Source organism: Arthrobacter woluwensis, assembly GCF_900105345.1.
Lineage (GTDB): Bacteria > Actinomycetota > Actinomycetes > Actinomycetales > Micrococcaceae > Arthrobacter_E > Arthrobacter_E woluwensis.
The window spans coordinates 2,837,244-2,861,261 of sequence record NZ_FNSN01000003.1 but is presented as its reverse complement, the minus strand read 5'-3'; the positions used below and the strand labels follow the sequence as shown (position 1 = coordinate 2,861,261).

The window sequence follows — 24,018 nt, the reverse complement described above, 5'->3', positions numbered from 1 at the left end:
AAATGAGCAGAACGCGCTCAACAAGCACAAGCGGCATCAAGCGCGCTTAAGACCGGCGCGTGATGCGCGCCACCTTAGCGTCTATGGCGAGCGTCACATCGGTGTGACGCACCCGACACTTTTCACCTAAGGAGCGCAGCGATGCTAGTCCTGCTCGGCTTCGCCATGATCGCAGTCTTCATGGTTCTGATCATGACCAAGAAGATGACGCCAGTGCTGGCGCTCATCCTGGTGCCCACCATCTTCGGCCTCTTCGCCGGAGCCGGTCTGGGCATCGGGGACATGGTCATGACGTCCATGAAGTCCATGACCTCCACGGCCGCACTGCTCATGTTCGCCATCATCTACTTCGGCACCATGATCGACGTGGGCCTCTTCGACCCGCTGGTCCGGTTCATCCTCCGCAAGCTGGGCAACGACCCGGCCAAGGTCGTCCTGGGCACCGCGGTCCTGGCGATGGCGGTCTCCCTGGACGGTGACGGTTCCACCACCTTCATCCTCACCACGGCCGCGATGCTGCCGGTCTACCTGCGCCTGAAGATGAGCCCGGTGGTCCTGACCTGTGTCGCAGGCCTCGCCAACGGCACCATGAACATCCTGCCGTGGGGCGGCCCGACCGCCCGTGCCGCGTCCGCCCTGAAGATCAACGTCTCCGACGTCTTCGTCCCGATGGTCCCGGGCCTGCTGGCCGGCCTCGTCGTCGTGCTGGTGTTCTCCTGGAGCCTGGGCCTCATGGAGCGCAAGCGCCTCATGGTCGCCGAGCCGGAGCGCTGGGGCGCCGCGGCGTCGTACGACGGCGGCACCGCCCTCGACGTCGCCGACGTCAAGAACGGCTCGGCCCTGTCCAAGGCGAGCGGCGGCCGCATCGGCACCCGCACGGCCCTCCTGCAGAAGATCACCCCCGGCGGCGGCTCCGCCGGTGGCTCGTCCGACGGTTCCGGCACCCTGGCCGAGACCGCTCTGGATCCGACCCGCGAGACGCTGCGGCCCAAGCTGATCTGGTTCAACTTCGCCCTGACGCTGGCCATCATGGTCCTGCTCGTCATGGACGTGCTGCCGCTGCCGTACATCTTCATGGTCGGCGCGGGCATCGCCCTCCTGGTGAACTTCCCGCACGTCAAGGACCAGGCGAAGGCCCTCGTCGCGCACGGTCAGTCGATCGTGGCCGTGGTCAGCATGGTCATGGCGGCCGCCGTCCTGACCGGTGTGCTGAACGGCACGGGCATGGTCAAGGCCATGTCCGAGTGGCTCGTCGCGATCATCCCGTCCAGCATGGGCCCGTTCATGGCGGTCATCACCGGCCTGCTGAGCATCCCGATGACGTTCTTCATGAGCAACGACGCCTTCTACTTCGGCGTGCTGCCGATCCTGAGCGAGACCGCCGGTCACTACGGCCTGAGTGCCGCGGACATGGCGCGGGCCTCCATCACGGGTCAGCCGTTCCACATGCAGTCCCCGCTGGTCCCGGCCATCCTCCTGCTGGTCTCCTTGGCCAAGGTGGAGCTGGGTGACCACCACAAGAAGGTGCTGTGGCGCGCCGCGGTGGTGTCCCTCGTGATGCTGCTGGTCGGCGTCCTGACCGGGGCCATCGGCATCGGCCACTAGCCTCTCGCTTCTGGAATGCGGGGTCACGTCAGGCCGGATGAATCGTCGTCATCCGGCCTGACGTGACCCCGCATTCGTGGGTCCAGGTCCGATGCGAGACATATTCCAGTGGATTCTGGTGCCTCCCGATAAACATTGGTTTACTAGCCGACGTGACATGCGTCACTGTGATCGAGGAGGACCCATGGGAATTGAACGCTGGACCATGCTGAAGGGGCTGGGCGCCAGCGGAGTGGCAGGAGGCCTGGCACTGTTCACCGCCGGACCCGCCCAGGCCGAAACGTCGCCGGAGGTACAGAACATCCTGTCCGCGGCCGTGGCATGGCGGGTCACCGCCGCCGAGCGCGACATGCTGTACCGGCAGGCGTTCAACATCGCCCGTGACCGCCTCGACAACGTCCTCCGGGGCGTCGGTCAGCGGCGCCGGGGCGCCAAACCGCTCGCCTTCATCTCCGACGTCGATGACACCGTCCTGTCCTCCAACCCTTACTGGGAGATGCTGATCGCGGCCGGCAAGCAGGCGTTCGACGACGACCTGTGGGACGCCTGGGTCCGGGAGAACGGCCCCACCGCGACGCCCGGCGCCGTCGAGTTCTCCCGGTACGCGGAAAGCCGGGGCGTCGAGATCTTCTACGTCTCCCAGCGCGACCAGGGCCCGGACACCCAGCGGATCGGCGTCGCGAACCTGCGGCACGCGGGTCTGGCCTTCGCCGATGACGACCACGCCGTGTTCCAGCGCGAGTCCTCCAACAAGGAACCGGCCCAGCAGGCCATCGCCGACAAGTACCAGGTCATCGCGTTCCTGGGCGACAACCTGAACGACTTCCGCCGTCGCTACTACGTGAAGTCGGTCCAGGAGCGCCGCGCCCTGGCCGCCGAGGACGCCGAGCGCTTCGGCCGTGACTTCATCCTCTTCCCGAACAACACGGACGGGCATTGGATCCGGGCCGTCTTCGGCACGAGCGAACCGGCGGACTCCCCGGAGTACCGGGCTCGGATGCTCCTGGCCGCGCAGGGCAAGGTGCTCTGAGGCCTCTCCGGGAACACTACAGCAGGACGGCGAGTGCACCGGCGCACTCGCCGTCCTGCTGGCGTTGGGGGGAGGCCCGCCCGCTACAGGATGCCCGTGGGGACCAGGAGCGCCCAGGCGAGAGCGGGGCCGGTGAGCACGACGGCGCCCGCGTACATCATGAGCTGGCGGTAGACGCGCTGCCGGTCGTCTTCCCTGGCGTTGGCCACCACGAGGGCGCCGTCCGTCGAGAAGGGCGAGACGTCCACGACCGTGGCGGCGATGGCGAGCGCGGCCACGGTGCCGGAGGCGCTCAGGGAACTGGTCGCCAGGAGTGGCCCGGCCAGGGGGATGAACGCGGTCAGGAGCGCCGTCGAGGAGGCGAACGCCGAGCCGACGCCGATCACGTAGCAGAGCACGAGGGCCACCAGGAGGGGTGCGCCGAGGGCCAGGGCCAGTTCGGCGAGGGTGTCGATGACCCCGAGGTGCTGCAGCAGCGAGACGTAGGTGATCATGCCGGCCACGAGGAGGACCGTGGACCACGAGACACCGCCGATGAACGTGGTGTGCTCCTTGATGTTCACGAAGGCCAGCAGCAGGCCGGCGGACAGCGCGACGAAGCCGATGGGCAGGTGGAAGCCCAGCGTGCAGACGAGGATGGCGAAGATCAGGACGAGCGTCAGGATCTGCTGGCCGTGCGGTCGGGTGCGCTGCCCGGCCTCCAGACCCGTGTAGCCGTTGGCGTGGTGGTCCCGCAGCTTGCCCATGAGTGTGAAGACCACGAGGGTCAGGGCGGACAGGATGACGTTGACGGCGAAGCTCGAGAGGAACAGCGCCTCCTGGGAGACGGGGAAACCGTTCTTCAGGGCGATGTCGTGGACCAGCACGCCCGCCACGGACAGGGGCGAGAACCCTCCGGCGTGGGCGCCGTTGATGACGAACGCGCCCATGACCACGGGGTGGATGCGCGATTCATAGGCGAGACCCAGGGCGGCCGGGGCCAGCAGCGCGACGGCGGCGGGGGAGAAGGTGCCGAGCGACGTGAGCGCGGCGGCCATGAGGAAGAAGACCCAGGGCATGAGCATGGTCTTGCCGCGGACCATCCGCACGCAGGCCTGGACGATGATGTCGATGGTCCCGTTCCGCTGGGCCATGCTGAAGAAGTACGTGACGCCGATGATCGTGAGGACGATGTTGGCGGGGAACTCGGCGAGGATCTCCTTATCGCTCATGCCGAGCATGAAGTAACCGACGCCGAACGAGGCCACGAGCCCCATCACGCCGATGTTCAGGGGCCATTTGGTGGCGACGACGAACATCACTACCAGGATGATGAGCGGGATGATCTGCGTCGCGGTCATGGTCTTCTCCGATCCCGTGGCCGCCGCGGGGCCGGAGAGGACGCCTCCGAACAGGAGGGCGAGCAGGCCCACGGCCGCGATCGCGGCCACCGTCACCAGAAGGATACGGCGACGCCGGTCGGGCCGGGTCGGAGGGGTGCTCCCCGTGGAGGAAGTCGGTCTGGTCTGTTCTGCGGTGTTGCTCATGGCTTTCTCCTCATTGAGTGGCGCCGGCGAAGGAGGCGTCGACGGCGCTGCCGAGGACCTCCGGAAGGTGGATGACGGTGCTGGCGATGGTGCGGGCGGTCCGGTCGACGCCGATGAGCGGCGAGCCGTTCCGTTCCTCGGACCAGGTGTCGATGACCCCGGCGGGCGTGCGCAGCCGGAGGGTGGCGCCGGGGGTCGCGCGGACCGCGACGGACGGCAGGGTGCCGGGTGTCCGCGCGGCGAGAGTCAGGGCGATGCTGCCGGTGATGGCCAGAGCCGGGTGGGGCTTGCCCATCGACAGCATCAGGACGCTGAGGTCGCTGTCCGCGTCGGAGGACGCAGGGGGCGCGACGACGGCGAGCTTGGGCACCGCCCTCGCCGCCTCCTCCGGGGTGCGGGCCATGCCCATGCGCACCGCGGCTTCGCGCCGGATGGCGTCCAGGACGGCCAGGTGCGGGACGACCGCGTCGCTCCAGTCCTCGTGGAGCTCCGGGTCCAGACCGAGGTCCTCGGCGCGGAGGATCACGAGCGGTGCGCCGGCGTCGACCATCGAGACGGTCCAGGAGGCGCCGGCCGCCGTCAGGGTGTCCACGGGGGACCCGGTCGGCAGCAGCGCGCCGGTCGTCTTGCCGGCGGGGTCGCGGAAGCCGAGGCCCACCCGGTAGCCCGGGAACGGGACGCCGGGCATCTCGGCCTGCGGGACGATCGGGAGCGCGCCGGACGGGGTGGACACCTCCTGGACGATGATCTGCCCGGTGTTGGTGTTGCGGGTGACGATGCGGGTGACGTCCCCGGTGGGCACCACCCAGCCCTTTTCGATGGCGTACAGCCCGACGACGGCGGAGCAGTTGCCGCAGTTGCTGCCCCAGTCGACGGTGGCCTCCTCGATCCCTACCTGGGCGAACGTGAACTCGACGTCCACGTCCCCGCCGGTCGGGCGATCCAGGATGACGGCCTTGCTGGTGGTCGAGGTGGCGCCGCCGACGCCGTCGATCTGGCGGCTGTCCGGGCTGCCGAACAGGCGTGGAAGCAGCACATCCGGTCCGGCGGAAGCCGCTCCGAGCTGCGCGCTCTCGAAGACCCAGCATTTGCTGGTGCCTCCGCGCATCCACTCTGCTTCGATCTTCATGAGATGGTCCTTGCCTTCAGTGATGGTCAGTGAAATCCCGGGTGATTCGAGATTGACGCAGATCACACTTGAAGACAATGTTGGATAGTTGAGGGGTTATGTAGTGATTCTTCATTCATTGAGGATGAGGCGAACCGGGCCCTGGACGCCTGGCGAATCCACCTGACCGCTGGGCCCGCCACCACTGAGGATCAAGGGCTGCTGTATAGAATGAACCGATCTTCGAGGAGGGTGAAGCAATGCTGAACGATGACTTTCAGGAATTGTTCGATATCCGCCGCCTGGCGCTCCTGGTGGAGGTGGTCGAGCAGGGATCGGTGACCGCCGCGGCCGAGGCCATGATGTACACGCCCTCCGCCGTGTCACAGCAATTGCGAAAGCTGGAACAGGAGGTGGGGCAGCCTCTCCTGACCAGGAGATCCCGTGGCGTGGTGCCGACGGAGGCCGGCCAGCTCCTGGCGGGCCACGCGCGGAAGATCGTCGCCCAGATGCAGGCGGCGCAGGCGGATCTGGCCGAGCTCGCCGGCCTGAAGCGGGGTTCGTTGACCATCGGCACCTTTCCCACGCTCGCGGGGTCCTTCCTGCCGGTGGTCCTCCGGACGTTCAAGAAGCGGAATCCGGCCATCAGTCTGTCCGTGCGCAGCGCGCGTTTCGACGAACTGCTCAAGGGGCTGCACTCCGGGGCCATGGGGCTGTGCCTGCTCTGGGACTACCCGTGGAACCGGTTCGAGGACGATTCGATCCGGATCACCGAGGTCTTCGACGAAAGCACGGTGCTCCTCGTCTCCCGCAGCCACCCGCTCGCCGACCGGGACGTCATCTCGATGGAGGAGCTGCGAAAGGAGTCCTGGATCGTCCGCGCCGAATCGCATCCGGTGGTGGAGGTCCTCCAGCGTTCGGCCCACGATGCCGGGTTCGAACCTGCGATCGGGTTCCTGGCGAACGACTATCAGGAGGCTCAGGCGATGGTCAGCGTCGGGATGGGTGTGGCGATGGTGCCGAAGACCGCCGTCGCGCTCCAGCACCCGGATGTCAAGGTGATCAGCCTGGGACCGGGGGCCCCGTCCCGCCGCGTGTTCCTGGCGCAGCGTCAGGACAAGGTCTACGCGCCGGCCGAGGTCGCCTTCCACTCGACACTCCTCGAGGTCGCCCGGGAACGGGCCGCGGACTACCGGTAGCCGGCCCGGCGCCGTCCCGCCGCGACACCGCATCCTCCACGACGGCGGCCGCGTTCCGTGATGGAGCCGCCTCCCGTGATTGACTGGGCGTGCCGGCGGGTGCCGGTGGGCACGCCGTCGTCGGGGCGGCGCGGAATCGTCAGGGGGAGCGGGGTGCACGTGGCTGGAGAGACGGCGATGAAGCCGTGGCGGCTGGCCGTCGACTCCGTCCTGCTCGTCCTTCTCCTGGCCTCGACCTGGATCCTCGTGGCCTTCACCCTGACCGGGACCTCGGTGGCCGTGGCGTCGGCCGGGCGGACCGTTTTCACGGTCGGAGGCCTGGCCCTGCTGAGCGCGCTCGTGGCCCGAGGCAGGGCCTCAGCCGGCGGTGCGGCCCTCCCGAGGATGCGACGGGGCACCACGGTCCTCCTGGCGATCACCGGAGTGAGCGCCTACACGATCTTCTCCACGGCGGCGATCCACTTCGCGGGCGCCGCGGTCCCGGCCCTCATCATGGTCGGCACGCCGCTGACCGTCATGGTGACCGAGGCGGTGCTGAACCGTCGGTCTCCGGGCGTCTGGTTCCTCGGCGTCGCGCTGCTCGCGGTGGCGGGCGCGGCACTGTACGTGGTCCAGAAACCGCCCGGTCAGCAGGGGGAATCGCTGGGGCTCGGCATCGCCGCCGGCGTCGCGGGAATGCTGTCCATGGCCTGGTACGGCGTCCATTTCTCCCGTGCCAACGCCGGGTACTCCGGCCCGATGGCGCCCCGGATCCTTCCGATCTTCGGACTCGGGTGCCTGCCGTTGCTCGCGTGGGCCGGGGCCGACCTTCTGGGCGGAGGAACGGTCACCCCCGGCGCGCTGCTCTCGCTCGTGATCCTCGGCGTCGTGGTGTACGTGCCGGCGTACCTGCTGCAGCACCGCATCCTGGTCGCGGCGGGTGCCACGTACTCGGCGCTGCTCGGGCTCGCGGTGCCGCCCGTGGTCGGGGTCGCCGCGGCGCTCGCCGGACTCGGACCGTGGCCGTCGCCCGGGCAGTGGGCGGCGACGGCGCTCACGCTGGCCGCCGTCGTGCTGGTGGTGCTGCGCACGTCCCGCCGTGCGCGGGGGGCCTGACGGCCGCTCGCTTCTCGCGGGTTCTGCGCCCTCTTCCACGTTGTGCGCCCCCATTGGGGCGCAGAATGCGAACTCGGGTGCGGCCAGACGCGACGACGCCGGCGAGTCCACCAGCCGGCCGACGAGTCGGCCAGTTCAGTGCCCCAGGATCAGGGCGACCGTGTCCGGGGTCAGCGGCCGGTCGGCGTAGAGCAGACGGATCGCCGACGGGTCGGGGTTGCCTGCGTCCGGTCCACGGAATCGGAGGGTGAGACCCACCCGGACCGCCACCGCGGCCGAAGCGGCGTTGTGTTCCAGGATCGACGCGACCCGGGGGAGCGAGGCGTCCTTCTCCCATGCTGCCGCCAGGGCGAGGCGGGCTGCACGGGTCGCGAGGCCGCGGCCCTGGGCGGCCGGCGCGAATCGGTATCCGAGGTTCCAGTGAGTGCCGTTCCGCAGAGAACAGCCGGCGTTGCCGAGTAGTTCGCCGGTTCCGGCGTCCTCCACCAGCCACGAGCCGAGCCCGTGGTCCTCCCAGTCCGACACCCACCGGTCGACCAGTCGCTGCGTGGTCGCCAGTGAGACGTGCCGTCCGTGGGGCGCGTGCCGCCAGACAGCCGGGTCGCTGTAGAGCTCATGGACGCGGCCGACGTCGTCCGAGGTCGGGACACGGAGGGCGAAGTCATCCGGCACAGGGAGCATGGTCCACATACTAGGGGTGCGCCGGGTCACCCTCTGGTCGCGAGAACCGGGCGTGCTCACACCTCCTCACCTGTCGTTCCGGTTTCGGTGTCCTAGTTTCCGCTGGGTGCCACAATTGCCGCACCCAGAGGAAACAAAGACACCGAAACCGTGGGTCCGACGCCCTGCCGACCCCACGCCCCCGCCGCGGTCGGACGGGCCGCGGCGGAGTGACTAAACTGGACCAGAAACCTTTTCACCAATTGCAGGGGAGATCCATGGCTGCGATCGATCGTGACGACGTCGCGCATCTGGCGCGTCTCGCTCACATTGAGATGAGCAATGAGGAGCTCGATCGTATGGCCGGCGAACTGGCCGTCATCGTCGACTCCGTCAAGTCCGTCAGTGAGGTCGCCGGCGCCGATGTGCCCGCCACCTCGCACCCCATCCCGCTGAGCAATGTGTTCCGCGAGGACGTGGTGGGGCATGTGCTGACCGCGGAGCAGGCCCTCTCCGGTGCGCCCGACGCCGACGAGAACCGTTTCAAGGTCCCCGCAATCCTGGATGAGGAGTAAGCCATGACCCAGGAGATCATCCACTCCACCGCCGCGCAGCTCGCCGAGAAGCTCGCCGCCAAGGAACTGTCCGCCGTCGAGGTCACCCAGGCGCACCTGGACCGCATCGCCGCCGTCGACGGCGACGTGAACGCGTTCCTGCACGTCAACACCGAGGAAGCGCTCTCCGTCGCGGCCGAGGTGGACTCCGCCCGCGCCAACGGTGAGGACCTCCACGCGCTCGCCGGTGTCCCGATCGCCGTCAAGGACCTGATCGTGACCGTGGGCCAGCCCACCACCGCCGGGTCCAAGATCCTCGAAGGCTGGCACAGCCCGTATGACGCCACCGTCATCAAGAAGCTGCGCGCCGCGAAGATGCCGATCCTCGGCAAGACCAACCTGGACGAATTCGCCATGGGCTCCTCCACGGAGCACTCCGCGTACGGTTCCACCCGCAACCCGTGGGACCTGGACCGCATCCCCGGCGGTTCCGGTGGCGGTTCAGCCGCCGCCGTCTCCGCGTTCGAGGCGCCGCTGGCCCTCGGCACGGACACCGGTGGCTCCATCCGTCAGCCCGCTTCGGTGACCGGTTCGGTCGGCGTGAAGCCCACCTACGGCGGCGTGTCCCGCTACGGCGCCATCGCCATGGCCTCCTCGCTGGACCAGATCGGTCCGGTGTCCCGCACCGTGCTCGACTCCGCGCTGCTGCACGAGGTCATCAGCGGGCACGACCCGTACGACTCCACCTCCCTGCAGGAATCCTGGACCGGCCTGGCCGCCGCCGCTGCGAGCGGCGACGTCAAGGGCATGCGGATCGGCATCATCAAGGAACTCCACGGCGAGGGTTACCAGGCCGGCGTCGAGAACCGCTTCAACGAGTCCCTGGAGCTGCTCAAGGCCGCGGGCGCCGAGATCGTCGAGGTCTCCTGCCCCAACTTCGAGTACGCGCTGGGCGCCTACTACCTGATCATGCCGTCCGAGGTCTCCAGCAACCTGGCGAAGTTCGACGGCGTGCGCTTCGGCCTGCGCGTCCTCCCCGAAGAGGGCCCGCTGACCATCGAGCGCGTCATGGGCGCCACCCGCGCCGCCGGCTTCGGTGACGAGGTCAAGCGCCGCATCATCCTGGGCACCTACGCCCTGTCCGCCGGCTACTACGACGCCTACTACGGCTCGGCTCAGAAGGTCCGCACGCTCATCCAGCGCGACTTCGACGCCGCGTTCGCCCAGGCCGATGTGCTGATCTCCCCGACGGCGCCCACCACGGCGTTCAAGCTGGGCGAGAAGGTCGACGACCCGCTGGCGATGTACCTCAACGACGTCGCGACCATCCCGGCGAACATGGCCGGTGTCCCGGGCATCTCCATCCCCGGTGGTCTCGCGGACGAGGACGGCCTGCCCGTGGGCATCCAGTTCCTCGCCCCGGCCCGTCAGGACGTCCGCCTGTACCGCGCCGCCGGCGCCCTGGAGAAGCTGCTGGAAGAGAAATGGGGCGGCCCGCTGCTGGCGCAGGCCCCGGTACTGGGAGGTGCCAAGTAATGTCCGCCGACGAGATCCTGGACTACGACTCCGTCTTCGAGAAGTACGAGCCCGTGCTCGGCTTCGAGGTGCACGTCGAGCTGAACACCAAGACCAAGATGTTCTCCTCCGCCCCCAACGAGTTCGGGGACGAGCCCAACACGAACGTCAACGAGGTGGACCTGGGCCTGCCCGGCGTCCTGCCCGTGGTCAACAAGGCCGCCGTGGAGTCCTCCATCAAGATCGGCCTGGCCCTGAACTGCCAGATCGCCGAGACGTGCCGCTTCGCCCGGAAGAACTACTTCTACCCGGACACCCCCAAGAACTTCCAGACCTCGCAGTACGACGAGCCCATCGCCTTCGACGGGTACCTCGACATCGAGCTGGAGGACGGCGAGGTGTTCCGCGTGGAGATCGAGCGCGCGCACATGGAGGAGGACGCCGGCAAGCTGACCCACATGGGTGGCGCGGCGGGCCGCATCCAGGGCGCCGACTACTCGCTCGTGGACTACAACCGTGCCGGCGTGCCGCTCGTGGAGATCGTCACCAAGCCGATCGTCGGCGCGGGCAAGCGCGCTCCGGAGCTGGCCAAGGCCTACGTGGCGGCCGTCCGCGAGATCGTGAAGAACCTCGGTGTCTCCGACGCCCGCATGGAGCGCGGCAACGTCCGTTGCGACGCCAACGTCTCCCTCAAGCCGATCGGCCAGGAGAAGTTCGGCACGCGGTCCGAGACCAAGAACGTGAACTCGCTGCGCGCCGTCGAGCACGCCGTCCGCTTCGAGATCCAGCGCCACGGCGCCGTCCTGGAGTCGGGCGAGAAGGTCGTGCAGGAGACGCGCCACTGGCACGAGGACACGCGCACGACGACGTCGGGCCGCCCCAAGAGCGACGCGGACGATTACCGCTACTTCCCGGAGCCCGACCTCGTTCCCGTCGTCGCGTCCCGTGAGTGGGTGGAGGAGCTGCGCGCGACCCTGCCGGAGCCCCCGGCCGAACGCCGCAAGCGCCTCAAGACCGCCTGGGGCTACTCGGATCTGGAGTTCCGCGACGTGGTGAACGCCGGCGTCATGGACCTGATCGAGGAGACCGTCGCCGCCGGCCTCAAGGCCGCCGCCGCCCGCAAGTGGTGGATGGGTGAAGTGGTGGGCCGCGCCAAGGCCGCCGAGGTGGACCCGGGCGAGCTGGGCATCACCCCGGATGTGATCGTCCAGGTGAACGGCCTGGTGGAAGCCGGCAAGATCAACAACAAGATGGCCTCCCAGGTCCTGGATGGCGTCCTGGCCGGCGAGGGCTCCCCGGAGGAGGTCGTGGCCGCTCGCGGTCTGGCCGTGGTCTCCGATGACGGCCCCCTGCTGGAAGCCATCGACGCCGCTCTGGCCGCTCAGCCCGACGTCGCGGAGAAGATCCGTGGCGGCAAGGTGCAGGCGATCGGCGCGATCGTCGGCGGCGTCATGAAGGCCACCCGTGGCCAGGCCGACGCCGGCCGCGTCCGCGAGCTGATCCTCGAGAAGCTGGGCGTGGAGGGCTAGTCCCTTCCTGAACCCCCGACGGCCGGTGGCCGGAGATCCGATCTCCGGCCACCGGCCGTCGGCGTTCCAAGCTGTCGGCGTTCCCCGGACCGTCGGTCTGCCCGGGACGCCTTTCGCGCAGACGGTCCGCTCAGCCGACCGTGCCGCGGGTGATCCTCACGCCGGTGCCGACCGTCGTCACGGTGGTGTTGCCCTGTCCGAGGCAGTCGCCGTACTCCTTGACCCACGCGACCTTGCCGCTCAGGGAACCGGAGGACGGCGCCCCGAAGGTGACGTCATATTTCTGCTGCTGGGTGCAGCTCGGCACGTCGTAATACTCCACGAAACCTGACTGGGACGGCTTGAGGTTGCCGGACCCCGCCGGAAGCTTGTAGCTGCCGATGTGGGTGCTCTGTCCCGTGGTGGTGTCGACGGCGGTGCCGCTCCAGGTGTCGGTGCCGGTCTGACGCACCACCATGTTGTAGGTGTGACCGTAGACGGCGTTGAACTCCAGTCCGCAGCTGACGCCCGGGCCGCCGTCGGCGCCGGGGGTGCAGTTCGGATCGGTCGACGTCGTCCCGGAGATGAACGAGGAGAAGACGCCGCGCAGACGGCCCGAGCCCTGCGAGTCCGGCCGGGGCTGCAGGCCGGTGTAGCCGACGTCGCTCTGGCCGGTGAAGCCGTACTGCATGGCGAAATACGTGCCCGCGCGGCGTGCTGTCGCCGGGGCCACGGTGATGGGGAACGTGACGGAACTCAGCCCCGCGGCCGGCGCCGAGCTGACCGACCAGGACAGCAGCTCGTTGCCGCCGAAGGTCTGGGCGTGGGCGGGGATTCCGGGACCGGCGGCGACGGCGGTGAGGCCGATCGCGATCACTGCACTGAGACGTTGGTGGAGGGGTAACCGCATGTCTTCTCCCTGTGTGCTGTCGAGGAGACGGACCGTTCTCGGCCCGTCGAGGAATTATCGTCATGCGCGTCACTCCCTTGTCAATCGTTTAACAAGAACTGGTGAGATCGCCCTCGGCGGGAAGCGGCGAACTTCATGACCTTCCGTGACGTGCCGATGGGCGGGCCTCGGGAGCGAGCGTAATATTGGAGCCAATACAGGCTTCGGCTTGCAATGTAACGCGAAAAGGATTATGTGGTGGCCCTCGAAACTTTGCCCATCCTCGATTTCTCCCGTCTGAGCGCTGGACCGGAGGAGGCCGCCCGCTTCCGCGATGACCTCCGCGACGCGATGCACGAGGTGGGATTCCTCTACCTCTCCGGCCACGGCGTCCCGCAAGAGCTGACGGACGCCATCCTCGACATCTCCCGGCGCTTCTTCGAGCTGCCGGAGGAGCAGAAGCTCGCCCTGGAGAACATCCACAGCCCGCAGTTCCGCGGCTACACCCGCATGGGCGGCGAGCTGACCGCCGGCGAGGTCGACTGGCGTGAGCAGATCGACGTCGGCGTCGACCGTGAAGCGGTTCCCGCCGGCGACGGTGTCGCCGACTACTGGCGACTGGAAGGGCCGAACCTTTGGCCCGAGGCGCTGCCCGAGATGCGCGGTATCGTCACCGAGTGGATGGACCGTCTGAGTGAGATCTCCCTCGAGCTCCTCCGTGCCCTGGCGCTGTCGCTCGGCGCACCGGAGGACACCTTCGACGAGGCCTTCGCCTCGCGGGCCTTCCCGGTCCTGAAGATCGTCCGCTACCCGGGCGAATCGGACCCGGACCCCAAGCAGGGCGTCGGATCCCACCGCGACGGCGGCGTGCTGACCCTGCTGCTCGTGGAGCCGGGCAAGGGCGGCCTCCAGGTGGAGCACGACGGCGCGTGGATCGACGCGCCGCAGGTGCCGGGGAGCTTCGTGGTCAACATCGGCGAAATGCTCGAACTCGCGACCAACGGCTACCTCAAGGCCACGCTGCACCGGGTCATCTCGCCGCTGCGCGGGACGGACCGCATCTCGGTGCCGTTCTTCTACAACCCGGCACTCGACGCGCGGATGCCTCAGCTCGCCGTCAGCCCGGAGTTCCAGGAGAAGGCCCGAGGCCTCTCGGTGGACCCCAACGACAGCCCGATCCTCGAGACCTACGGCGACAACGCCCTGCGCTACCGCGTGCGGGCGCACCCGAACGTCGTCGCAGCCCAGCACCCTGACCTCGTCAAGGGCTGAGGCGCGCCGGCAGAGGCGGACCGGCTGATGCGGGTCTGTTGATACGGGCCGGAGCGGCGCGGCACCCCCGGGGGCTGCGCCGCTCCGGCCTTTAATGGACCCATGAGGCATTCCTGGGAGATCGTGACCCGCGTCCAGTCGGAGGGCGACGCCCATCCCCAGGAGGACGGCTGCGGTTTCGCCGGGCCGGACGCCTGGATCATCGACGGCGCCACCACCCTCCTGGAACCCCTCGGCCTGCCGGCCGCCACCGATCCCCAATGGCTCACGCAGGCGCTGACCACGGCGCTCGCCCGGGTCGGGACGGGGGAGATGTCCGGTTCCCTGAGTGCCCGGGACCGGCTCGCCGCCGCGCTCCGGAGGATTGACGCCGTCGCGCAGCCCCTCGTCGGCGGGGAGCGGCTGCGCTTCCCGAGCGCGGCCGTCTCGCTCGCCCATCTGGACGACGACGGCGTGCAGATCGCGTCCCTCGCCGACTGCCGCGTCCTGGTCCAGGATCCGGAGGGCGGCGTGACCGTGGTGCTCGCCGAGCAGGCGGACGGCCGCGTGGACGAGGCACTGGACGGGCAGCTCCCGGACCCCGAAGAACGCCTCCGCCTGCTGCGCCGGGACCGCGAACTGCGCAACACGGACGGCAACCTCTGGGTGGCACGGCGCGAGCCCGAGGCCGCGCAGCACGCCGACCTCGTGCGGCTGCCCCGTCCGGCCCTCGTGGCACTCGTCAGCGACGGGGCCTGGCGCGCCGTCGACCTGGGGCTCGTGGGCTCCGCGGAGGAGTTCCTGCGCCGCGTCAGCACACCGGTCGAGGCGCTGGAACTCCTGACCGAACTGCGGCGCGAACAGGCCCGGATCGGTGAGGTGGCGGACGACGCCACGGTCCTCGTCCTGCGCCCGGCCGCCCTGGACTGAACTCCGCCCTCTCGCCATCGCGAGGGAACACGTCGTGCCTTCATTCGCACGTTTTCGGGGCGCCAGCTGTTCCTTCGCGGGGGTGTGGGCCCGGCGTAGACTGCCTGCATGGACGCTGACGTCATCGTGGTGGGCCACGGATTGTCCGGACTGGTCGCGGCGCGGGAACTCGCGCGGGCCGGCAAGCGCGTGATCATCCTGGACCAGCAGGGGCCGCAGGACCTCGGGGGACAGGCCTGGTGGTCCTTCGGCGGACTCTTCCTGGTGGACAGCCCCGAACAGCGCCGACTCCGCGTCAAAGACTCCTTCGATCTCGCCTGGCGCGACTGGCAGGGGAGCGCCGCGTGGGACCGGACGGACGGTCCGGGCGATCAGGATGCCTGGGCTCAGCGCTGGGGCCGGGCCTATGTCGAATTCGCGACGAGCGAGAAGCGGGTCTGGCTCCGGGAGGCCGGCATCGAGCTGACTCCTGTGGTGGGCTGGGCCGAGCGGGGCGACGGGCACGTGGGCGGCCATGGGAACTCGGTCCCTCGCTTCCACATCGCCTGGGGCACCGGGACCGGCGTCGTCTCGCCGTTCGCAGCGGCAGCCCACGCCGCCGTCGAGGACGGCGCCACGACGCTGCTGCACCGGCACAAGGTGCGCGGGCTGCTCGTGGAGGGCGGCGCCGTCGTCGGGGTGCAGGGCGATCTGCTGGCCGACGACGCCGGGCCGCGCGGGGCGGCCGGCCCGGACGGGACGGTGGGGACGTTCGAGCTGAGGGCGCAAGCGGTCGTGCTCGCAAGCGGCGGGATCGGCGGGAATCACCGGCTGGTGCGCCAGTTCTGGCCCGCACGGCTGGGCACTCCGCCGCGCGAGATGATCACCGGGGTTCCCGCGTATGTGGACGGCAGCATGTACGGGCCGGCCGAAGCCGCCGGAGCCCGCCTCGTGAACCGGGACCGGATGTGGCACTACACGGAGGGCATCCGCAACTGGGACCCGGTGTGGCCCGCCCACGGCATCCGGATCCTGCCGGGGCCCTCGCCGCTCTGGCTCGACGCGCTCGGACGGCGCCTGCCGGCGCCGGGACTTCCCGGCCATGACACGCTCGGCACGCTCCGCCTGTTGCGCAACACCCCGGACCTCGCGGAGCACGACCACTCCTGGTTCATCGTCAGCCGGAGCATCCTGGCGAAGGAGTTCGCGCTGTCCGGCTCGGAGCAGAACCCGGACATCACTCATCGGGACCGTAAGCTCCTGCTCAAGACCCGCCTGGGCGGGGGGATCCCTGGGCCGGTCCAGGCCTTCGTGGACCACGGACCGGATTTCGTCTCCGCGGATTCGGTGGCGGCTCTCGCGCGGGGCATGAGCCGGATCGCCCCGGAGGCGCCCGTGGGCCCGGAGGCCCTCATGGACGTCATCCGGCAGCGGGATGCGGAGTTCCGGAACGCGTTCTCCAAGGACGCCCAGGCCCAGAGCGTTCACAACGCGCGACGGTACCTGGGGGACCGGCTGGTGCGGGTGGCCAGGCCGCACCTCTTCCTCGACGAGGCGGGTCATCCGCGGGACGGGCTCGTGGCCGTGAAGCTGCACGTCCTGACCCGGAAGAGCCTGGGCGGGATGCAGACGGATCTCGCCTCCCGCGTGCTCGGTGAGGACGGTCATCCCGTGCCCGGCCTGTATGCCGTGGGGGAGGCCGCCGGGTTCGGCGGCGGGGGCGCCCACGGGTACAACGCCCTCGAAGGAACCTTCCTGGGCGGCTGCATCTTCACGGGCCTGAAGGCCGGACGGGACCTCGCCGGGAGGCTGTGATTCCGGTCCTCCCCATCTTGCGTGCTCAGCAGGTGCGGATGCCCTCCCGGAACACCCGCACCTGCTGAGCACGCAACGCCACCACGCGTCGTTGCGGCGTCGTGTCGAGCTCTTTCACGTCATCTCTTGCACCTGAGACCTGCGTCACATACCATCAGTTAATCGATTAAGAACTTAATCGATTAACAACGTTTTGAGAACGCAGGCTGCGCCCCCGGGCAGCCCTGGACTCACGAGGAGCCCCATGACACTCGCAGCCCAGCGGAAGGGTCCGCCGCCGTCGTCGATCCCGGACCGCGGCGGCAAGAAGCCGTTCCGCGTCCGTCTCCGTCAGGACCGGCAGATGCTGCTCATGATGGTGCCCGGCATCGTCTTCCTGCTGCTGTTCTTCTACATCCCGATCTTCGGCAACGTGATCGCCTTCCAGGACTACCAGCCCTATCTCGGCATCCCGGACAGCGAGTGGGTCGGCTGGCAGAACTTCGTGGACCTGTTCCACAACCCGGACTTCCTGCACGCGCTCTGGAACACGCTGTATCTGGCCGCCTGGCAGCTCGTGTTCCTCTTCCCGGTGCCGCTCGTGCTCGCGCTGATCGTGGACTCGCTCATGAGCATGAGGGTCCGCCGCATCTTCCAGAGCATCGCGTACCTGCCGCACTTCCTGTCCTGGGTCCTGGTGATCGCCCTGTTCCAGCAGATGCTCGGTGGCGCGGGCTTCGTGAACAACACGCTGCGCCAGTTCGGGATGGACCCCATCCCGTTCATGACGAACCCGGACACGTTCCCCGTGCTGGTGGTCGCCCAGATGATCTGGAAGGACGCCGGCTGGGCCATGATCATCTTCCTGGCGGCGCTCGCGAGCATCGACGTCTCCCTCTACGAGGCGGCCGCCGCGGACGGCGCCGGCCGCTGGCGGCGGATGTGGCACATCACGCTGCCGGGGCTGCGACCCGTGATCGTCCTGCTGCTCATCCTCCGGATCGGTGACATTCTGTCGGTCGGCTTCGAGCAGTTCATCCTCCAGCGCGACGCCGTCGGCGCCGGCGCCGCCGAAGTGCTGGACACCTTCACCTACTACACCGGCGTGGTGGGCGGGGGCTGGAGCTCCGGCGCCGCCGCGGGTCTCGCCAAGGGGCTCGTCAGTCTCCTGCTCATCTGGGGCGCCAACTCCCTGGCCCACAAGTTCGGCGAGGACGGGATCTTCGCCAGGAAGGTCGGCTGATGACCACGCTCACCTCACAGAACACCGAGACGCGCGACGACGCCGTCGGGCGCGGCAGCCTCGCCGTGCGGCGGGCCGCCCGCTCACGGGCCGCCGCGGAACGCGACACCCGCCGTCCCGCCTGGAAAGAACGCCCGTCGGTCCTCTACCAGTTTGTCAAGGCCGTCATCCTGGTGCTGTTCAGCGCCTCGATCCTGATCCCCATCCTCCTGGTCGTGTCCACCTCCCTCGCCGATGACCAGCAGCTGGCCCAGGCCGGAGGATTCGTCCTCTGGCCGGAACGTCCCACCATCAAGGCGTACGAGACGATCTTCGCCGGACCCATGGTCATCGGGTCCCTCGGGGTCAGCGCCTTCATCACGGTCGTGGGCACGGCACTGGCACTCTTCGTGACCATCACCATGGCCTACGCCACGAGCCGATCCGTCCTGTTCGGCCGCCCGGTGATCCTGGGCGTGCTGTTCACCCTGCTCTTCGCCCCGGGCCTGATCCCGAGCTTCCTCATGATCCGGCAGCTCGGACTGCTGGACTCGCTGTGGTCGCTCATCCTGCCCGGCATCTTCGGCGCCTTCAACTTCGTGGTGATGCGCTCCTTCTTCATGAACATCCCCGCGGAGCTCATCGAAAGCGCGCGGATCGACGGCGCGAGCGACTGGCAGATCCTGTGGCGCATCGTGCTGCCGCTGTCGAAGGCGGTGATCGCCGTCGTCGGGCTCTTCTACGCGGTGGCGTTCTGGAACTCCTTCTTCAACGCCCTGCTCTACATCAACGACCACGCCAAGTGGCCCATTCAGCTCCTGCTCCGCAATTTCGTGGTCCAGGGCTCCGGGGCCGCGGACGGGCTGGGGGTCTCCTCCGTCCCGCCGAGCCAGTCGATCCAGATGGCCGTGGTGGTCGTGGCGCTCGTGCCCATCCTCATGGTCTACCCCTTCCTCCAGAAGCACTTCACCAAGGGCGTCCTCACGGGCGCGGTGAAGGGCTGACCCTCCTCCCTCTCCAGCTCACCTGTCAATGAAAGGCACCCCTATGAGCACTCTCGCATCCCACGGCGTCAGCCGCCGTGGCTTCCTGGGTCTGGCCGGCCTGGCCGTCGCCACCGTGGGCCTGTCGGCCTGTGGCGGCGGCAGCTCCGGCGGAAGCGGCGGCGCGGCCGCCTCCGCAGGCGTCAAGCTCCCCACGTACAAGGAATTCACCGGCGTCACGCCCGATCTGGCCGGTGACGCCAAGGGCCTGCAGGCGGCGTTCTTCAAGCTGCCCAAGTCGGTGGTGTCCGTGAAGGACAAGCCGCTCAAGGGCAAGGTCACGGGCCTCACCGAGACCTTCGAGACCATGAGTCCCGGCATGAAGGACAACGCCTTCTGGCAGCGGCTCAACCAGGCGCTGGGCGGCGAGCTGGAACTGCAGATCGCCGAGGACATCGGTGACGGGTACCCGGCCAAGTTCGCCACGGTGCTCGCCAGTGACGACCTGCCGGACATGATGTGGGTCCCGCCGAACCAGGGCATCCCGAACGTCGGCCCCATGCTGGAGGCGAAGTTCCAGGACCTCACCAAGTACCTCTCCGGCGACGCCGTCCTCGAGTACCCCAACCTCGCGGCCCTCAAGCCGGACTCCTGGAAGACCGCCGTCGTCAACGGCAAGATCTGGGGCGCCCCCATCCCGAGCACGCCGTTCGGCCAGATCATGTCCGGCCGCCGCGACGTCTGGGGCAAGGTGGGTGGCCTGACCGCGGCGAACGCGGACGAGTTCCTGGCCAAGGCCAAGGAGCTCACGCGGCCCGGCGAGAAGAAGTACGCCCTCGAACCCGCCTACATCAACGTGCTCCACATGGTCACCGAGTGGTTCGGCGCTCCCAACACCTGGGCCGTCAACAAGGACCGCACCCTCACCCACCTCTACGAGACGGACGAATACCACGCGGGCGTGGAGTTCGTGGCGAAGATGTTCGCCGCCGGGGTCTTCTACCCGGACGTCAACGTCCCGGACATCCGCAATCGCGTCGCCAACGGCAGTGTCGCCGCGCAGGTCCTGGTGGGTCCGCACGACCTCAAGGCCTACCGCGCCTTCAACAAGGACCAGGCGTTCGACATCCTGGTGCCGTTCAGCGCGGACGGCAAGGTCAAGCCGACCTACGACATGGGCTACGGCACAGTGGGCTTCACGCCGTTCAAGAAGGCCGACGAGGGCAAGATCCGCGAACTGCTCGCTCTCATCAACTACCTCTCCGCACCGTTCGGCACGGCCGAGTACATGCAGAAGAACTTCGGCACCGAGGGCCAGGACTTCACGGTCGACGGCGAGGGCAACCCGGTCTTCACCTCGTCCGGCAGCACGAACATCCCGGGCCTCGCCTCGGCGCTGAACATCATGTCCAGCCCGGAGAACGTGGTCTTCAACCCCGGCTTCGACGACGACACCAAGTACATCTACCAGCAGGAGAAGAAGCTGCTGGAGCTGGCCTGGCGCAACCCGACCAACGGGACCTACTCGGACACGAACTCCAAGGTGGGCGCGAAGATCACCAAGCAGCTGCGGGACAAGGTGGTGGACATCATCACGGGCCGCGCCAAGGTGGGCGATCTGCAGGATGCGGTGAAGCGCTGGAAGAACGACGGCGGCGACAAGATCCGGGACGAGTACCAGTCCCAGCTCCCGTCCGACGTGCCCGTCTTCCGGCGCTAGGCATGGCGTGACACCCGGGCGGTGGACCCTGTGGCTAGAGTTGCCGCAGGTCCACCGCATGGGCGGGGCGAGTCGGTTCCGGGATGTCCCGGGGGAAGAGGTCAGATCATGAGCGAACGCACAGCCGCAGGAACGGACACCTCCACGGGCGCTGGAAACGCCTCGCCGGCGGCGGTCCGTCCCACCATCCGCATGGTGGCCGATCTGGCCGGGGTCTCCACGGCGACCGTCTCCTACGTCCTCTCCGGCCGGGGCTCCGGCTCCAAGGGGCCGGGGGTGAAGGAGGAGACCACCCGACGGGTGCGGGACGCGGCCGAAGAACTCGGGTACCGTCCCAACCAGGCGGCGCGGGCGGTGCGGACCGGCAAGACGCAGACCGTGCTGCTCTCCATGACGATGCTCCAGGACCCCTGGTCTCTGGAGGTCGTCGAGGCGGTCAGCGCCCAGGCCCGCAGCCACGGTCTCACTCCGCTCATCATGGCGGATGACGACTGGAACGTCGCACTGGAACGCACCCAGGCGGATGCGGTGTTCATCGATGCCGTGAAGCCGGCGCAGCGCAGTGCGCTGGCCGGTCTGGCGAGCCGCGGGCTGAAGCTCGTGGTCTTCGACAGCACCGTGGAACCGGACGGATTCGACGTGGTCCGCTCGGATGATCTGCGCGGGTGCCGCGAACTGGTCGATCACCTGCTGGACGGGTGGGACGACGTCGCGTGCCTCGGTCCCGGCGCCTCCCGGACCGACCGGGGCCGTGCCGCGGCGTTCCACTCGGCGCTCGCGGACCGCGGCAGGACCGCGCCGGAGAACCGGGTGGCGGACATCGACGGCTCCCCGGAGTCGGCGTACGCCGGAGCCTTGAAGCTTCTGACCCCGGAGGACCGGCCCCGCGCCATCTACGCCACCAGTGACTACATCGCCATCAGCGCCGTCCACGCGGCCCAGAGCCTGGGACTCGTGGTCGGCAAGGACATCGCCATCGCCGGGGTGGGCAACACCCTGGCCGGCGAACGGCTCAGCCCGGCGCTCACCAGTGTGGGCCCCCGGAATCTGCTGGGCCGCGTGGCCGAGCTCATGGTGCAGCTCGCCACGGACCAGCGACCCGTCGGGGAACTGCATGACTTCCCCTGGGAGGTCTGGGAACGCGCATCAACAGGAAAGCCGGTCTGAACGGACCGGCGACATCACCCGCCCCCTCACCAGGGGGACGGGGCAACAGCAAAGGAACTACCCTCATGGATCTCTCCGTAGCCGTCGTCGGCTTCGGCCTGCGCTCCGGCCTGTGGCGTCACGCTCACAAGCCCGGCGAAGGATCGCGCGTCACCATCGTCTGCGACACGAGCGAACGGGGCCGGGCGGATGCCGCCAGGGCTCTGCCCGACGTGACGGTGACCGGCGACCTGCAGGACGTGCTGGACTCCGGCGTCGACGCCGTCCTGGTCCTGACCCCGGACAGCCAGCACGCCGCTGTCGCGGTGCAGACGCTCAAGGCCGGGATCGCGACGTTCTGCGAGAAGCCGCTGGACATCTCGCTGGAGGCGGCCGACTCGATCCTCACGACGGCGCGCGAGACCGGCACCCGGCTGTACGTCGGCCACAACATGCGGCACATGCCGGTGGTCACGCAGATGCGGGACCTCATCAAGCAGGGGCTGATCGGCGAGGTCAAAGCCGTGTGGTGCCGGCACTTCGTGGGCAACGGTGGGGACTACTACTTCAAGGACTGGCACGCACAGCGCCGGAATGTGAACACCCTCCTGCTCCAGAAGGGCGCTCATGATCTGGACGTGATCCACTGGCTCGCCGGCGGGTACACGGCGCGGGTGTCGGCGATCGGCAAGCTCGCGGTCTACGGCGAGGTCGCGAGCCGCCGGGACAATTCCGACCGGCGCATGGGGGACTGGTTCTCCGTGGACAACTGGCCGCCCGCGGCGCAGACGGACCTCGCCGAGGAGATCGACGTCGAGGACATCTCCATGATGAACATGGTGCTCGACAACGGCGTGCTCGCCTCCTACGAGCAGTGCCATTTCACGCCGGACTACTGGCGCAGCTACACCGTGATCGGCACGGAGGGGCGTCTGGAGAACTTCGGTGACGGGCCGGGGGAGACCATCAAGGTCTGGAACACGCGCTCCAGCTACGGATTCGCGGAGCCGGACCTCGAAGTGGAGATCCTCGACGGCGACGGCGGCCACGGCGGCGCGGATCCGCTCCTGATCGGGGAGTTCCTGCGGTTCGTGCGCGACGGCGGTCAGACCCAGACCTCTCCGGTGGCGGCACGTCAGGCGGTGGCGGCGGGAATCCTCGCTGCCGAATCGCTGCGGGGTGACGGTTCCGCATTGCCGGTCCCGCCGCTCGACCCGGAACTGGTGGAGTACTTCGAACGGGGTCAGACGGCCTGACGCCTTCTCTGCAGGCGTTGTGTGCTCAGTTGTTGCGGGTGTTTTCTCTGAACACCCGCAACAACTGAGCACGCAAGCTCTCGAGGGGGCCGGCGGACTGGGCGGGGCGGCTCATGTGCCGGCCCGCCCTCAGCCGACCAGCGCCCCCATGACCTCGCGGAACGCCTCGGCGACGCGCCGGACGCTGCGCCGTTCCAGGGCTTCGGGCCGGGCCAGGAGGTCGATGCACCGCCGGGTGTCCAGGCCCTGCAGCGGCCGCAGCACGATCCCTTCCGGCAGCGACTGGCCCAGAGCCGCGCGTGAGGTGTACCGAGGAAGCAGGCCCAGCACGCCGCCGTCGGCGACCAGGGCTGCGACGGTCGAGTAGTCGTTGATGCGGTGCACGATCTCCAGGGGTGTGCTGGCTAGCGCCGCCACCGCTGTGAGGACGTCGTCCGGGGAGTAGCCCGGGCGACTCGTGACCCACGGTTCTCCCGCCACGTCGGCGGCGGTGAGCTCCTCGTGGCTCGCGAGAGGGTGACCCGCCGGCAGCGCGACATCCAGCGGCTCGCGGGTCAGCTCGATCACCGCGACCCGGTCCCGTGGCCACGGCGGGCTGTGCTCCATCCGGTGGGCCAGGACGAGGTCGTGCCGGGCCGTCAGCGCGGGGAAGTCCTGCTGCGCCACGTCCTCGTCGGTGAACCGGACCCTCGGCTGGCCCTCGCCGGAGAGCGCCCGCGCCAGCGGGGCGAACAGCGCCTGGCCCGCGGAGTGGAAGCCGCTCACGGTGACGGATGCGTCGGGAGCCTCCTGGAACGCGTCGATCGCCGCGCGCGCCTGTGCCATCGCCGCGACGACGGCGGCCCCCGCACCCGCGAGCACCTCGCCGGCCTCGGTGAGCACCAGGGTGCGGCCGTCCTTGCGCGTGAGGGGAACCTTCACGCTGCGCTGCAGGAGCATGAGCTGCTGCGACACGGCCGACGGCGTGACCATCAGAGTCTCCGCGACCGCTTTGACGCTGCCGAGTTCGCCGAGTTCCCGCAGGACCTGAAGCTGACGGATATCCATG

General features: G+C 68.9%; 20 protein-coding genes. 15 read left to right on the top strand and 5 right to left on the bottom strand.

Going from position 1 to position 24,018, the window contains the following annotated elements; all coding sequences use genetic code 11:
• The first annotated feature begins 141 nt into the window (after positions 1–141).
• Positions 142–1,605: a CitMHS family transporter gene (locus tag BLV63_RS13705; protein WP_066215068.1), complete on the top strand. Its 1,464-nt coding sequence runs from the start codon at positions 142–144 to the stop codon at positions 1,603–1,605.
• 184 nt (positions 1,606–1,789) lie between these two features.
• Positions 1,790–2,635: a 5'-nucleotidase, lipoprotein e(P4) family gene (locus BLV63_RS13700; protein ID WP_217640453.1), complete on the top strand. Its 846-nt coding sequence runs from the start codon at positions 1,790–1,792 to the stop codon at positions 2,633–2,635.
• Positions 2,636–2,718: 83 nt separating this feature from the next.
• Here the strand turns inward: BLV63_RS13700 and BLV63_RS13695 are convergent, their stop codons facing one another.
• Together BLV63_RS13695 and BLV63_RS13690 are read right to left on the bottom strand one after the other, a co-directional pair.
• Positions 2,719–4,161 (bottom strand): SLC13 family permease, encoded by a 1,443-nt coding sequence (locus tag BLV63_RS13695; RefSeq protein ID WP_066215071.1) that lies wholly within the window; start codon positions 4,159–4,161, stop codon positions 2,719–2,721.
• Between the two features lie 10 nt (positions 4,162–4,171).
• Positions 4,172–5,290, bottom strand: a complete 1,119-nt coding sequence (locus BLV63_RS13690; RefSeq protein WP_066215073.1) for a PrpF domain-containing protein — start codon at positions 5,288–5,290, stop codon at positions 4,172–4,174.
• Positions 5,291–5,529: 239 nt separating this feature from the next.
• Between BLV63_RS13690 and BLV63_RS13685 the strand changes: the two genes are divergently transcribed.
• Positions 5,530–6,468, top strand: coding sequence for a LysR family transcriptional regulator (locus BLV63_RS13685; RefSeq protein ID WP_066215075.1), 939 nt, complete (start codon positions 5,530–5,532; stop codon positions 6,466–6,468).
• A gap of 153 nt (positions 6,469–6,621) precedes the next feature.
• Positions 6,622–7,563, top strand: a complete 942-nt coding sequence (locus BLV63_RS13680; RefSeq protein ID WP_139244699.1) for a DMT family transporter — start codon at positions 6,622–6,624, stop codon at positions 7,561–7,563.
• A gap of 135 nt (positions 7,564–7,698) precedes the next feature.
• On the opposite strand, the gene BLV63_RS13675 is transcribed toward BLV63_RS13680, so the two are convergent.
• Positions 7,699–8,244: a GNAT family N-acetyltransferase gene (locus tag BLV63_RS13675; RefSeq protein ID WP_066215079.1), complete on the bottom strand. Its 546-nt coding sequence runs from the start codon at positions 8,242–8,244 to the stop codon at positions 7,699–7,701.
• Between the two features lie 257 nt (positions 8,245–8,501).
• Here BLV63_RS13675 and gatC point away from each other — a divergent pair, with 257 nt between their 5' ends.
• From gatC to gatB, 3 genes are read left to right on the top strand one after another with little or no spacing between them, the layout of a single operon-like run.
• On the top strand, positions 8,502–8,798 hold the full coding sequence (gene gatC, locus BLV63_RS13670; RefSeq protein ID WP_066215081.1) for an Asp-tRNA(Asn)/Glu-tRNA(Gln) amidotransferase subunit GatC: 297 nt from the start codon (positions 8,502–8,504) through the stop codon (positions 8,796–8,798).
• Between the two features lie 3 nt (positions 8,799–8,801).
• Positions 8,802–10,313 (top strand): Asp-tRNA(Asn)/Glu-tRNA(Gln) amidotransferase subunit GatA, encoded by a 1,512-nt coding sequence (gene gatA / locus BLV63_RS13665; RefSeq protein WP_066215083.1) that lies wholly within the window; start codon positions 8,802–8,804, stop codon positions 10,311–10,313.
• Positions 10,313–11,821 carry an Asp-tRNA(Asn)/Glu-tRNA(Gln) amidotransferase subunit GatB gene (gene gatB / locus BLV63_RS13660; protein ID WP_066215085.1) on the top strand — a complete coding sequence of 503 codons (1,509 nt, stop codon included), beginning with the start codon at positions 10,313–10,315 and terminating at the stop codon, positions 11,819–11,821. Before gatA ends, gatB begins: the two co-directional genes overlap by 1 nt.
• 130 nt (positions 11,822–11,951) lie before the next feature.
• Here gatB and BLV63_RS13655 read toward each other — a convergent pair whose 3' ends face one another.
• Complete coding sequence (locus BLV63_RS13655) at positions 11,952–12,710, bottom strand: DUF3472 domain-containing protein (protein WP_066215086.1); 759 nt, start codon at positions 12,708–12,710, stop codon at positions 11,952–11,954.
• Positions 12,711–12,947: 237 nt separating this feature from the next.
• Between BLV63_RS13655 and BLV63_RS13650 the strand changes: the two genes are divergently transcribed.
• From BLV63_RS13650 to BLV63_RS13615, 8 genes are all read left to right on the top strand, one after another.
• Positions 12,948–13,961, top strand: a complete 1,014-nt coding sequence (locus tag BLV63_RS13650) for an isopenicillin N synthase family dioxygenase (RefSeq protein ID WP_066215088.1) — start codon at positions 12,948–12,950, stop codon at positions 13,959–13,961.
• 102 nt (positions 13,962–14,063) lie between these two features.
• Entirely contained in the window at positions 14,064–14,870 is an 807-nt protein-coding gene (locus BLV63_RS13645) for a hypothetical protein (RefSeq protein WP_066215090.1), read from the top strand.
• A 108-nt stretch (positions 14,871–14,978) separates the two neighbouring features.
• Positions 14,979–16,664 carry an FAD-binding dehydrogenase gene (locus BLV63_RS13640; protein WP_066215093.1) on the top strand — a complete coding sequence of 562 codons (1,686 nt, stop codon included), beginning with the start codon at positions 14,979–14,981 and terminating at the stop codon, positions 16,662–16,664.
• 343 nt (positions 16,665–17,007) lie between these two features.
• A complete protein-coding gene (locus BLV63_RS13635) occupies positions 17,008–17,886 on the top strand; it encodes an ABC transporter permease (RefSeq protein ID WP_066215370.1) in 879 nt (292 codons plus the stop codon).
• Positions 17,886–18,869, top strand: coding sequence for a carbohydrate ABC transporter permease (locus tag BLV63_RS13630; protein ID WP_082724204.1), 984 nt, complete (start codon positions 17,886–17,888; stop codon positions 18,867–18,869). The genes BLV63_RS13635 and BLV63_RS13630 overlap by 1 nt, the downstream gene beginning before the upstream one ends.
• Before the next feature lie 43 nt (positions 18,870–18,912).
• Complete coding sequence (locus BLV63_RS13625) at positions 18,913–20,568, top strand: type 2 periplasmic-binding domain-containing protein (RefSeq protein ID WP_066215096.1); 1,656 nt, start codon at positions 18,913–18,915, stop codon at positions 20,566–20,568.
• Positions 20,569–20,676: 108 nt separating this feature from the next.
• Positions 20,677–21,735, top strand: a complete 1,059-nt coding sequence (locus BLV63_RS13620) for a LacI family DNA-binding transcriptional regulator (protein ID WP_066215097.1) — start codon at positions 20,677–20,679, stop codon at positions 21,733–21,735.
• 65 nt (positions 21,736–21,800) lie between these two features.
• Positions 21,801–22,970 carry a Gfo/Idh/MocA family protein gene (locus BLV63_RS13615; protein WP_066215099.1) on the top strand — a complete coding sequence of 390 codons (1,170 nt, stop codon included), beginning with the start codon at positions 21,801–21,803 and terminating at the stop codon, positions 22,968–22,970.
• Positions 22,971–23,099: 129 nt separating this feature from the next.
• Here the strand turns inward: BLV63_RS13615 and BLV63_RS13610 are convergent, their stop codons facing one another.
• Entirely contained in the window at positions 23,100–24,017 is a 918-nt protein-coding gene (locus BLV63_RS13610; protein ID WP_066215101.1) for a LysR family transcriptional regulator, read from the bottom strand.
• Position 24,018 lies beyond the last annotated feature (1 nt).

Bases quoted from the DNA above. Each gene is read 5' to 3' on its own strand.
- BLV63_RS13705 (WP_066215068.1), top strand. From the start codon at position 142: ATGCTAGTCCTGCTCGGCTTCGCCATGATCGCAGTCTTCATGGTTCTG.
- BLV63_RS13700 (WP_217640453.1), top strand. From the start codon at position 1,790: ATGGGAATTGAACGCTGGACCATGCTGAAGGGGCTGGGCGCCAGCGGA.
- BLV63_RS13695 (WP_066215071.1), bottom strand. From the start codon at position 4,161: ATGAGCAACACCGCAGAACAGACCAGACCGACTTCCTCCACGGGGAGC.
- BLV63_RS13690 (WP_066215073.1), bottom strand. From the start codon at position 5,290: ATGAAGATCGAAGCAGAGTGGATGCGCGGAGGCACCAGCAAATGCTGG.
- BLV63_RS13685 (WP_066215075.1), top strand. From the start codon at position 5,530: ATGCTGAACGATGACTTTCAGGAATTGTTCGATATCCGCCGCCTGGCG.
- BLV63_RS13675 (WP_066215079.1), bottom strand. From the start codon at position 8,244: ATGCTCCCTGTGCCGGATGACTTCGCCCTCCGTGTCCCGACCTCGGAC.
- gatC (WP_066215081.1), top strand. From the start codon at position 8,502: ATGGCTGCGATCGATCGTGACGACGTCGCGCATCTGGCGCGTCTCGCT.
- gatA (WP_066215083.1), top strand. From the start codon at position 8,802: ATGACCCAGGAGATCATCCACTCCACCGCCGCGCAGCTCGCCGAGAAG.
- gatB (WP_066215085.1), top strand. From the start codon at position 10,313: ATGTCCGCCGACGAGATCCTGGACTACGACTCCGTCTTCGAGAAGTAC.
- BLV63_RS13655 (WP_066215086.1), bottom strand. From the start codon at position 12,710: ATGCGGTTACCCCTCCACCAACGTCTCAGTGCAGTGATCGCGATCGGC.
- BLV63_RS13645 (WP_066215090.1), top strand. From the start codon at position 14,064: ATGAGGCATTCCTGGGAGATCGTGACCCGCGTCCAGTCGGAGGGCGAC.
- BLV63_RS13640 (WP_066215093.1), top strand. From the start codon at position 14,979: ATGGACGCTGACGTCATCGTGGTGGGCCACGGATTGTCCGGACTGGTC.
- BLV63_RS13635 (WP_066215370.1), top strand. From the start codon at position 17,008: ATGCTGCTCATGATGGTGCCCGGCATCGTCTTCCTGCTGCTGTTCTTC.
- BLV63_RS13630 (WP_082724204.1), top strand. From the start codon at position 17,886: ATGACCACGCTCACCTCACAGAACACCGAGACGCGCGACGACGCCGTC.
- BLV63_RS13625 (WP_066215096.1), top strand. From the start codon at position 18,913: ATGAGCACTCTCGCATCCCACGGCGTCAGCCGCCGTGGCTTCCTGGGT.
- BLV63_RS13620 (WP_066215097.1), top strand. From the start codon at position 20,677: ATGAGCGAACGCACAGCCGCAGGAACGGACACCTCCACGGGCGCTGGA.
- BLV63_RS13615 (WP_066215099.1), top strand. From the start codon at position 21,801: ATGGATCTCTCCGTAGCCGTCGTCGGCTTCGGCCTGCGCTCCGGCCTG.
- BLV63_RS13610 (WP_066215101.1), bottom strand. From the start codon at position 24,017: ATGGATATCCGTCAGCTTCAGGTCCTGCGGGAACTCGGCGAACTCGGC.